The sequence below is a fragment of the Streptomyces sp. NPDC048484 genome (genome assembly GCF_040651415.1).
Taxonomy (GTDB): Bacteria; Actinomycetota; Actinomycetes; order Streptomycetales; family Streptomycetaceae; genus Streptomyces.
On the sequence record NZ_JBEZJY010000031.1, the window covers coordinates 112,907 to 123,206 of the forward strand.

Annotated in this window: 8 protein-coding genes; 2 read left to right on the forward strand and 6 right to left on the reverse strand. The window is 71.0% G+C overall.

Annotated features, from left to right (window positions below; genetic code table 11):
• Positions 1–3: 3 nt before the first annotated feature.
• The 6 genes from AB0D14_RS28905 to AB0D14_RS28930 form a co-directional block, all read right to left on the reverse strand.
• On the reverse strand, positions 4–987 hold the full coding sequence (locus AB0D14_RS28905) for a phosphotransferase family protein (protein WP_362784712.1): 984 nt from the start codon (positions 985–987) through the stop codon (positions 4–6).
• Positions 984–2,186, reverse strand: a complete 1,203-nt coding sequence (locus AB0D14_RS28910) for an acyl-CoA dehydrogenase family protein (RefSeq protein ID WP_362784715.1) — start codon at positions 2,184–2,186, stop codon at positions 984–986. The genes AB0D14_RS28905 and AB0D14_RS28910 overlap by 4 nt, the downstream gene beginning before the upstream one ends.
• A gap of 44 nt (positions 2,187–2,230) precedes the next feature.
• Entirely contained in the window at positions 2,231–3,376 is a 1,146-nt protein-coding gene (locus tag AB0D14_RS28915; RefSeq protein ID WP_362784718.1) for a thiolase family protein, read from the reverse strand.
• Positions 3,373–3,765, reverse strand: a complete 393-nt coding sequence (locus tag AB0D14_RS28920; protein WP_362784720.1) for an OB-fold domain-containing protein — start codon at positions 3,763–3,765, stop codon at positions 3,373–3,375. Before AB0D14_RS28920 ends, AB0D14_RS28915 begins: the two co-directional genes overlap by 4 nt.
• A 5-nt stretch (positions 3,766–3,770) precedes the next feature.
• Entirely contained in the window at positions 3,771–4,559 is a 789-nt protein-coding gene (locus AB0D14_RS28925; protein WP_362784723.1) for an enoyl-CoA hydratase/isomerase family protein, read from the reverse strand.
• Between the two features lie 117 nt (positions 4,560–4,676).
• Positions 4,677–5,729, reverse strand: coding sequence for an alcohol dehydrogenase catalytic domain-containing protein (locus AB0D14_RS28930; protein ID WP_362784726.1), 1,053 nt, complete (start codon positions 5,727–5,729; stop codon positions 4,677–4,679).
• A gap of 169 nt (positions 5,730–5,898) precedes the next feature.
• Between AB0D14_RS28930 and icmF the strand changes: the two genes are divergently transcribed.
• Entirely contained in the window at positions 5,899–9,150 is a 3,252-nt protein-coding gene (gene icmF, locus AB0D14_RS28935; protein WP_362784728.1) for a fused isobutyryl-CoA mutase/GTPase IcmF, read from the forward strand.
• Positions 9,151–9,211: 61 nt separating this feature from the next.
• Positions 9,212–10,075 (forward strand): 3-hydroxybutyryl-CoA dehydrogenase, encoded by an 864-nt coding sequence (locus tag AB0D14_RS28940; protein WP_362784730.1) that lies wholly within the window; start codon positions 9,212–9,214, stop codon positions 10,073–10,075.
• The last annotated feature ends 225 nt before the right edge of the window (positions 10,076–10,300 follow it).

The following is a 10,300-nucleotide window of genomic DNA, read 5'->3' on the forward strand; positions in this document are numbered from 1 at the left end:
GGATCAGCCGAGGATGTCGCGCGCCGAGCGGATCATCGCGGCGATCGTGGGCGGCAGGCGCTCCTGGTCCGGGTCGTGGTGCCTGCCCTCGCGGTGCCGGCGCAGGTTGTGGCCCATGATCGCGGCCATCTTCATGCGGCCGAGGGCCCGGAACCAGTCCATGGCGGGCAGCGCGGGGCGTCCGTCCAGGTAGGCGTCCAGCAACTCGGTCTCGGTGGGCAGGCCCGGCACGGCGCGGCCCAGTTGCGGGAAGTTGCGGTGTTCGGCGAGGAGCAGGAACCAGCCCAGGTCGATGCGCGGGTCACCGACGCTCCAGATCTCCCAGTCGACGACCGCCACGGGGCTCTCGCCGACGCACAGCACATTGCCGAGGCGGAAGTCGCCGTGCAGCAGTACGGGCGGGAGGTCGCCGGGCACCTCCTCGGCCAGGCGCGCCAGCAGCTCCTCCCCACCGGGTCGCAGTTCGGCGGGCACGGCGTGCATGGTGCGGCTCCACCGTGCCAACTCGCCCGCCGAGTCGAGCGGTTCGGGTGCGTCGAGTTCCGGGGCACGGACATCGGTGTCGTGCAGTCGCCGCAGCACGGAGGCGATCTCCAGCATCCGGGCCCTTGCCGTCTCCGGGGGCACTTCGGGCTCGTCGAGTACGGGCTCGACGGCTTCTCCGGCCGCGAAGTCCATCGCGAACCAGGCAGGTTGCGTCTCGTCGAGGGCCACGACGCCGGGCACCGGCACCGGGGACCCGGCCAGCGCCGCGAGGACCCGCGCCTGGCGCAGCACGTCGTTGCGTCCGATGGGCCGCTGCCCCGGGGGGACCGCCTTGACGACGTACCGCGCGTCTCCCGCCGTGACCGAGTACGTCAGTCCCGAATGGCCGCCCGGCAGGGTCTTCAACTCGCCGATCGGGGCGCCCGGATGCCGGGCGGCGAGGCGGTCGCGGACGCGGGCGGCCAGCTCCGTCACCTGGGTCGCCGTGCTCGCCGTGCTCATCGGGAGGGCTCCTTCGGCAGGCCGAGTACGCGCTCGGCGAGGATGTTGCGCTGGATCTCGTCGGTGCCGCCGGCGATGCTGTAGCCGGGCGCTCCGAGCAGGTGTTCCGTCCAGGCGTAGGTGCCCCACTCCCCCGTGTCCGCGACGAGGCGCGGGCCGAGCAGCTCGGACACCAGATCGCTGGTGCGCCGCATGGTCGCGGTGGCGTACAGCTTGCCGACCGAGGCTTCCGCGCCGGGTTCCCGGCCGGAGACGAGCGCGCCGGTCACGCGCAGCCCGATGAGCCGTTGCACGAGGGCGCGCAGGTAGAGATCGGCGGCCTGTTGCTGTTCGCCGCCGGTGAGCGGGCGGGGCAGGTTCCTGGCCAGTTCCAGTGCCCGGTCGGCGTTGTCCAGGCCGAGGTTGCCGGAGTCGAGGCGCTCGGCGGCCAGCACGCTGAGGGTGACCCGCCAGCCCTCGCCGACCGGTCCGAGCCGGTCGCTGTCGGGTACGGTCACGCCGTCGAGGTAGACCTCGTTGAAGCTGGCGCCTCCGGTCATCTGCCGGATGGGCCGCACGGTGACGCCGGGTGCGTCCATCCGTACGAGGAAGACGGTGATGCCCGCGTGCTTGCGTACGTCGGGATCGGTGCGGCACACCGCTACACCCCAGGTCGCGACCGTCGCCCCGGAGGTCCACACCTTGTGCCCGTCCAGCACCCAGTTGTCGCCGTCGCGCACCGCCTTCGTCCGCACGGCGGCGAGGTCGGAGCCTGCCTCGGTCTCCGAGAAGAGCTGACAGGCCAGCTCGTCGGTGCGCAGCATGGGGCGCAGCCAGCGCCGTTTCTGCTCCTCGGTGCCCCAGACGCCGATCGCCGGGGCGACGAGCTGCTGCGTCACCGGGAAGATCTCGGTGCGGTGCGGCACGTCGAAAGCCGCTTCTTCGGAGCGGTAGAGCTGCTCGTAGTACGCGGGCAGGTCGCGACCTCCGTACGCCGCCTGCCAGTTGAGCGCTCCCCACCCCTCGTCGTAGCGGGTGCGTTCCCACTCCTGGGTGCGGGCGGTGTGCTCGCGCTCCTGCTCCTCGGTCCGGTTCTCGAACACGGCGACGGAGTCGGAGCCACTGCCCCACTCCCCGTCGCTGGTGCGGGGCCGGGCCGCCGTGGCGAGCCACTTCCGGGCCTGCGCGCGGAACTCCTCGGGTTCCGGGGGACCACTCATCTGCTCCTCCACCTCCGTTCAGCGGGGCATGGTCGGTCGGGTGTTCAGCGGGACAGCACCGTGCACGCGCTGACGCCCGGGGCACCGTAGACATGGGTGAAGCCGACCCTGGGCCCGCCGGGGACCTGGCGTTCACCGGCCCGGCCCCGCAGCTGCTGGACGACTTCGTAGACCTGGCGCAAGCCCGAGGCGCCGATGGGTTCGCCATTGGCGATGCAGCCGCCGTCGGTGTTGACCGGCAGTGCGCCGCCGATCTCCGTGGCACCCGACGCGATGAGCTGTTCCTGCTCGCCGTGCGCGCAGAAGCCGCACTCGGCCATGTGCATGATCTCGGCGCCGCTCTCGGTGTCCTGCAGCTGGCAGACATCGACGTCGCCGGGGCCGACCCCCGCTTCCTCGAAGGCGGCGGCGGAGGCGTCGCGGCTGACGCTGACCGGTTCGCCTGCGGGGATCGACGGGCTGAACACCTCGAACGAACCGAAGCGCCGGGTACGTACCGCCGCCGAGCGCAGGGTGACCGACGGGCCGTCGAGGGTGCGGGCGATCTCGGGCGAGCAGAGCACCAGCGCGGCCGCGCCCGCCCCCGGGGAGCAGAACATGAAGCGGGTCAGCGGATCACTGACCATGCCGGAGTCGAGGATCTCCGCGGCGGACACCGGCTCGCGCCGCCATGCCTCGGGGGTCAAGCCGCCGTTGCGGTAGGCCTTCTCGGCGACCCGGGCGAGGGTTTGCGGGGTGATCCCGTGGTCGTGCATATAGCGCTGGATCTTCATGCCGAAGAACTGCGTGGTGACCATCAGCCCGTCGCTGCCGTACTCCGCCCCGAGGCCCCAGTCCTCGGGCCGCGGGTCGAAGGCGCCGCGTGGGTGCTTGTCGAAGCCGACGGCGAGCACGACGTCCGCCATACCGGCGCGGATCGCGTTCGCCGCGGAGACCAGCGCGCTGCCGCCGGTCGCACAGCCGTTCTTCACGTTCACGAACGGCAGCCCTGTCAGGCCGAGTTGGGACACCAGGGTGTCGGCGAGCCCGGCGCTGTCACTGCCGCCGAAAGCGGCCCGCACCCGGGACCACTCGACCCCGGCGTCCGCCAGCGCGGCCTTGACCGCACCGACGGCGAGCTGCCTGCCGCTGGCCTCCGACCGGCCGAACGGTGTGCGCCCCGCGCCGCAGACCATGACATCGGTGCTCATGATCCCTCCTCACTCCCGCTCTCGCCCTCGGCTGCCGGCCGGGCCCGCGGCACACCCTGGCCCGCGGTCACCGTCAGGGGCATGCCGATCCGGACTTCGTTCAGGTCGTCGACGTCGAGTACGGCGGCCACCCGGACGCCTTCCGCCAGCTCGACATAGCCGACCGCGAACGGCTCGAAGCCGCCGGGCGGGATCTCGTAGGGCGGGGACTTGGGCGCGTACCGCTGCACCGTCCAGGTCCACAGCGTGCCCGCCCCCTGGAGAACGGCCGGATCGGCCGGTCCCCCGCAGCGCGGGCACGCGTCGTCCGCGGGGTAGGTCGCCACCGAGCAGCCGGAGCAGCGTGAGCCCTGGAGCCCGGCGGCCGGACTCCGCGGAACCGTGGTCATCCGGATCAGCGCCCCTGCCACTTCGGCTCGCGCTTCTCCAGGAACGCCGAGACGCCTTCGGCGGCGTCCTCGGAGTTGAGCGCCACACCCACGGCGAGGTGCTCCATCACCATCAGCGACTGGGTGTCGGCGTCCAGGCTCCGGTCGATCGTCATCTTGGTGAGCCACATGGTGAACGGGCTCTTGTCGGTGAGGTGGGAGATGAACTCCTCGACCGTCTCGTCCAGCTTCTCGGCCGGCGCGTGGTCGTTGATCAGGCCGAACTCGGTGGCCTCGATGCCGGAGAGCAGCTTGCCGGTGAGCATCAGCTCCTTGGTCTTGCGGATGCCGATCATGCGCGGCACCCGGTAGATCGGGCCCGCACCGCCGTACAGTCCGCGGTTGATGTGGAAGTCGCCGATCTTGGCGTCGTCCGCGGCGATGGCGAAGTCGCAGGAGATCATGATCTCGAAGCCGCCCGCGGTGACATGGCCCTCCAGGACCGCGACCGAGGGGGTCTTCATCGAGTACAGGCGGTCGCACACCTTCGCGGACTTGACCGCGACGTCGATGGCGTTCGACTTGCCGACGTACTCCGCCTTCAGGCTGTCGAGGTCGAAGCCCGAGCAGAACGTGCCGCCGCGGCCACGGAACACGAGGACCCGCAGGTCGGGGTCCTCGTCGACCTCGGTGATGATCTCGTCGAGCCGGTCCAGGATCGGCACCGTGACGCAGTTCTTCTTCCACGGGCGGTTGAGCCAGACGCGGGCGACATGACCGTCACGCTCGAACTGGATCTCGTCTTCCACTGCCATCTCTGATCCCTCCGGTCAAACTGAACTGAATTCATTACGAGTTTGCTGAGCCGACGATCCCCTGTCAACCCTCTGATTGAAGTTGGTTCAGGAGATGCCCAGCCGCTCGGTCACGCGTCAGACCCCGACGGCCGGGACGTCGACGAGGACCTTGACCCGGCGGCCGTCGCGGACGTCGTGCAGCCCGGCGACGGTGTCGGTGAGCGGGATGTGTTCGAGCCAGCCGTCCGTCGGATAGTGCCCGGCGGCCATGTACTGGATGACCCGCTCGAAGACTCCGTCCGGGTACGCCTCACAGCCGAGCAGCGCGAGCTCGGCCAGGCGGACCACGGAGGCGTCGATGGTGACCGGACCCGAGTACAGCGCCACGATGACGACAGGCGCCTGGGCGGCGAGGGAGCTGATGGCGGCGTTCAGCGCGTCCTGCCGTCCCGAGCACTCGATGGCGACGTCCACACCTCTGCCGCGGGTGTGCCGCGCCACTTCCCCGACCACGTCGGCCGTGACCGGGTCGAGCACGCGGGCGCCGTGCCGTGCGGCCGCCGCGCGCCGGGACGGCGAGGGCTCCACCACGAGCACGTCGTCGACGCCGTGCGCCCTGAGCGCGAACAGCGCACCCATGCCGACCGCACCCGCCCCCGTCACCAACGCACTGCCGCCGCGGGACACCTGGGCCCGCTCCACGGCGTTCAGACCCACCGCCATGGGCTCGACCAGGGCGCCCTGTTCCAGCGAGAGCCCGTCGGGCAGCCGGTGCACGGCGCCGGCCGGCACGACCACGTACTGGGCGAGTCCGCCGCCGGGGGAGGTCACCCCGATCGCCGCCAGGGCCGAGCACAGATGCGACAGTCCCGACGTGCACCGCGGACACACCCCGCAGGTGCGGATCGGCCGTACGCAGACCCGGGCGCCGGGTGCGACGCGGTCGACCCCGGCGCCGCAGCCCACCACGGTTCCGGCGAACTCGTGCCCGAGGGTCTGCGGCAGCGTGGCACCGGTCAGCGGGTTGGGCTCGTGCGTGGCCCGGGGCGCCTCGAAGTACTCGTGCACGTCGGTGCCGCAGATCCCCGCGAACGCCACGCGGATCTTCACCTCACCAGGACCCGGCTCGGGTTCGGGCATCTCCTCGATCCGCAGATCCTTGGCTCCGTACAACCTGGCGGCCAGCATCGTTCCTCCTCGCGATCGCTCTCTGCGACAGCGTCGAGACTGCCACTGAACTGAATTGACTTCAACAGCTATGATCGGGACTCGTACCTACTTCTGTTCAGCTTTGAGAGGGTCCATCGAACCCGTATCCGCCCCCTGTCGACGCGAGAGGGGGCAGTCTGGAGTGCACATGTCCGCCGGCGACGTGGCGGCGCGGTCGTACCGCGCTCACCATCCCGTCCGCTTCGTGACCGCCTCAAGCCTCTTCGACGGTCATGACGCCTCGATCAACATCATGCGGCGCATCCTGCAGGCCCAGGGCGCGGAGGTGATCCACCTCGGGCACAACCGCTCCGTGAGCGAGGTGGTGGACGCCGCGCTGGAGGAGGACGCGCAGGGCGTGGCCGTCAGCTCCTACCAGGGCGGCCACATCGAGTACTTCGAATACCTGGTGGAGCTGTTGCGGGAGCGCGGCGCCGGGCAGGTGCGCGTGTTCGGCGGTGGCGGCGGGGTGATCGTGCCCGAGGAGATCGAGCGGCTGTCGCGGGCCGGGGTGCGGATCTTCTCTCCGCAGGACGGACAGCGTCTCGGCCTGGTCGGCATGATCCAGGCGATGATCGAGGCCTGCGACACCGCACCGTGGGAGGACGCGCCCGCCGAGATCGGGCGCGTGCTCGCGGGGGAACGCCCGGCGCTGGCCCGGCTGCTGTCGGGGGCCGCGGCCGGGTCGGTGCCGGCCGCGGACATGCGGGCGCTGGAGAAGGCGGCCGCGGCGCGCCGGGTGCCGGTCCTCGGCATCACCGGCACCGGCGGTTCCGGCAAGTCCTCGCTGACCGACGAGCTCGTCCGCAGACTCCGCACCGACCAGGGGGACACCCTTCGGGTGGCGGTCCTTGCCGTGGACCCGACGCGCCGTCGCGGCGGCGGGGCCCTGCTCGGCGACCGCATCCGGATGAACTCCCTGGACGGCGACCGGATCCTCTTCCGGTCCCTGGCCACGCGCGGCAGCAGTGAACTCCCCGAAGGACTCGGCGAGTCGATCACCGCCTGCAAGGCGGCCGGCTACGACCTGGTCGTCGTCGAGACCCCCGGCATCGGCCAGGGAGACGCGGCCATCGTGCCGTACGCGGATGTGTCCCTGTACGTCATGACACCCGAGTTCGGTGCGGCGACGCAGCTTGAGAAGATCGACATGCTGGACTTCGCGGACATCGTCGCCATCAACAAGTTCGAGCGGCGCGGCGCCATGGACGCCCTGCGCGACGTCGGACGCCAGCTCGTCCGCAACCGGGAGGCGTTCGGCTCCCGCCCCGAGGACATGCCGGTCTTCGGCACCAGTGCCGCCACCTTCAACGACGACGGTGTCACCGCGCTGTACCAGCGGCTGCGCGCTCTGCTCGACGAGCGCGGCCTGCGCACCCGTCCCGGCGCGCTGCCCGAGGTCTCGGTGCGCCACTCCAGCGGCGCGGCGCAGATCGTTCCCCCGTCCCGGGCACGCTATCTGGCCGACATCGCCGAGACGGTGCGTACGTACCATGCGGACACCGTCGACCAGGCCGAGGCCGCCCGACGGGTGCAGCGGCTGACCTCGGTGCGCGGCGAACTGGCGGACGCACAGGCGCCGACCGCCGACGTCGACCAGCTGCTCACCACAGCGCGGGAGCGGCTCGACGACGACTCCCGGCAGGCGCTGGAGCAGTGGCCGAAGACCGTGGAGGCCTACTCCGGCGAGGAGCTGGTGGTCACCGTGCGCGGCCGGGAGCTGCGTACCCGCCTGGTGCGCGAGTCGCTGTCGGGCAGCCGCATTCCGCGGGTGGCGCTGCCGCGGTACGCCGACCACGGGGAGCTGGTGCGGTTTCTGCGGGCGGAGAACCTTCCGGGCTCGTTCCCGTTCACGGCCGGGGTGTTCCCCTTCAAGCGGGAGGGCGAGGATCCCGCGCGGATGTTCGCGGGCGAGGGCGATCCGTTCCGCACCAACCGGCGCTTCAAGCTGCTGTCCGAGGACAGCGAGGCGACCCGTCTGTCCACGGCCTTCGACTCCGTCACGCTCTACGGCCGCGATCCCGACTTGCGCCCCGACATCTACGGCAAGGTCGGCACCTCGGGCGTGTCGGTGGCGACGCTGGAGGACATGAAGGCGCTGTACGACGGATTCGACCTGGTCTCGCCCACCACCTCCGTCTCCATGACGATCAACGGCCCCGCGCCCACGATCCTCGCCTTCTTCCTCAACACCGCCATCGACCAGCGGCTCGACGCGTACGCCGACGAGCACGGCCACGCACCCGGTCCCGAGCAAGCGCGGGAGATCCGGGGCGAGGTACTGCGCGGGGTGCGCGGCACCGTGCAGGCCGACATCCTCAAGGAGGACCAGGGGCAGAACACCTGCCTGTTCTCGACGGAGTTCAGCCTGCGGATGATGGGCGACATCCAGGAGTGGTTCATCGAGCAGGAGATACACAACTTCTACTCGGTCTCCATCTCCGGCTACCACATAGCGGAGGCCGGGGCCAACCCGATCAGCCAGCTCGCCTTCACCCTCGCCAACGGGTTCACGTACGTCGAGTCGTATCTGGCGCGCGGCATGAAGGTCGACGACTTCGCCCCGAACCTGTCGTTCTTCTTCTCCAACGGCATGGACCCGGAGTACTCGGTGCTCGGGCGGGTGGCCCGCCGCGTCTGGGCGGTGGCGATGCGCGACCGCTACGGGGCCGGCGAACGCAGCCAGAAGCTCAAGTACCACGTGCAGACCTCGGGCCGCTCCCTGCACGCCCAGGAGATGGACTTCAACGACATCCGCACCACCCTTCAGGCCCTCATAGCGCTCTACGACAACTGCAACAGCCTGCACACCAACGCCTATGACGAGGCGGTCACCACCCCCACCACGGAGTCCGTACGCCGGGCCCTGGCCATCCAGCTGATCATCAACCGCGAGTGGGGGCTCGCGATGAACGAGAACCCGCTGCAGGGCGCGTACATCATCGACGAGCTGACCGACCTCCTTGAGGAGGCGGTGCTCACCGAGTTCGAGCGGATCAGTGAGCGCGGCGGCGTCCTCGGCGCGATGGAGACGGGCTACCAGCGGGGCCGCATCCAGGACGAGTCGATGCTGTACGAGGAGCGCAAGCACGACGGCACGCTGCCGATCATCGGCGTCAACACCTTCCGCGACCCGCACGACGGGGCCGGGCGGGACGCTCCCGTGGTCGAACTCGCCCGCGCCACCGAGCAGGAGAAGCAGTCCCAGCTCACCCGCGTCCACGACTTCCAGGCCCGGCACGCCGACGCGTCCCGCGTCGCTCTCGCCGACCTCAAGCGCGCCGCGACCAGCGGCGGGAACGTCTTCGCCGTGCTGATGGACGCCGCGCGGGTGTGCTCGCTGCAGCAGATCACGGACGCGTTCTTCGAGGTGGGGGGCGCCTACCGGCGCAACGTCTGACCGGGGCGGCGCTTCGTTCCCCTACCGACCCTTCCGACCTCCGCACCAGGGAGTGACTTTCATGTCTGGCATCTCACGTCTCGGCGTCGTCGGCTGCGGCCTCATGGGCTCCGGCATCGCCGAGGTCGCCGCACTGCGCGGCCTCGACGTCACCGTCGCCGAGTCGACCCCCGAGCTGGCCGCCGCAGGCCGCGACCGCGTCACCGCGTCGCTGGACCGCGGACTGCGGCGCGGCAAACTCACCGAGGCCGAACGCGACCTGGCCCTCGCCCGGCTCTCCTTCACTCCCGACCTCGGAACGCTGGCCGACCGGCAGTTCGTCATCGAGGCCGTCGCCGAGAACCGGGAGGTGAAGCTCGACCTCTTCCGTCAACTGGACAAGGTGATCGCCGACCCGGACGCCGTCCTCGCCACCAACACCTCCTCGATCCCCGTGGTCGACCTCGCCGTCGCCACCGGCCGGGCCTCACAGGTCGTCGGCCTGCACTTCTTCAACCCCGTACCGGTGCAGAAGCTGGTGGAGTTGATCCCCGCCCTCACGACGAGCGCCGCCACCGTGGCCCGCGCCCGCTCCTTCGCCGCCGAGTGTCTCGGCAAGGAGGTCATCCAGGCACCCGACCGCTCGGGCTTCGTGGTCAACGCGCTGCTGGTGCCGTACCTGCTCGCCGCGATCCGCATGGTCGAGTCCGGCGCGGCGCGGCCCGAGGACGTGGACAGCGGGATGGAGCTCGGCTGCGCCCACCCGATGGGTCCGCTGCGGCTGCTCGACCTGATCGGCCTGGACACGGCGCAGGCCGTCGCCGAGTCGATGTACGAGGAGTTCAAGGAGCCGTTGTACGCCGCTCCCCCGCTGCTGCAGCGGATGGTCGCGGCCGGGCACCTGGGACGCAAGAGTGGTCGCGGGTTCTACCAGTACGACGTCTGACGGCCTTACACGCCTTGCACGAGGGAACGGCTCCGGTGAGTCCGCTGCGGTTCGGCCGCGCCCTGAAGGGGCGCGGGGAACTGCGCGACCAGCCACGACACACCCGCAGGCATATCACCGGCCTCCCAGCCGGAGGCGGGGGGGCGGGGGGCCGGGGCCCCGCCGCCCCGCCCGCCCGCCCCCCCCCCCCCCCCCGGCGGGGGCGGCGCCGGTGCCCCCCCTCGC

Bases quoted from the DNA above. Each gene is read 5' to 3' on its own strand.
- AB0D14_RS28905 (WP_362784712.1), bottom strand. From the start codon at position 987: ATGAGCACGGCGAGCACGGCGACCCAGGTGACGGAGCTGGCCGCCCGC.
- AB0D14_RS28910 (WP_362784715.1), bottom strand. From the start codon at position 2,186: ATGAGTGGTCCCCCGGAACCCGAGGAGTTCCGCGCGCAGGCCCGGAAG.
- AB0D14_RS28915 (WP_362784718.1), bottom strand. From the start codon at position 3,376: ATGAGCACCGATGTCATGGTCTGCGGCGCGGGGCGCACACCGTTCGGC.
- AB0D14_RS28920 (WP_362784720.1), bottom strand. From the start codon at position 3,765: ATGACCACGGTTCCGCGGAGTCCGGCCGCCGGGCTCCAGGGCTCACGC.
- AB0D14_RS28925 (WP_362784723.1), bottom strand. From the start codon at position 4,559: ATGGCAGTGGAAGACGAGATCCAGTTCGAGCGTGACGGTCATGTCGCC.
- AB0D14_RS28930 (WP_362784726.1), bottom strand. From the start codon at position 5,729: ATGCTGGCCGCCAGGTTGTACGGAGCCAAGGATCTGCGGATCGAGGAG.
- icmF (WP_362784728.1), top strand. From the start codon at position 5,899: ATGTCCGCCGGCGACGTGGCGGCGCGGTCGTACCGCGCTCACCATCCC.
- AB0D14_RS28940 (WP_362784730.1), top strand. From the start codon at position 9,212: ATGTCTGGCATCTCACGTCTCGGCGTCGTCGGCTGCGGCCTCATGGGC.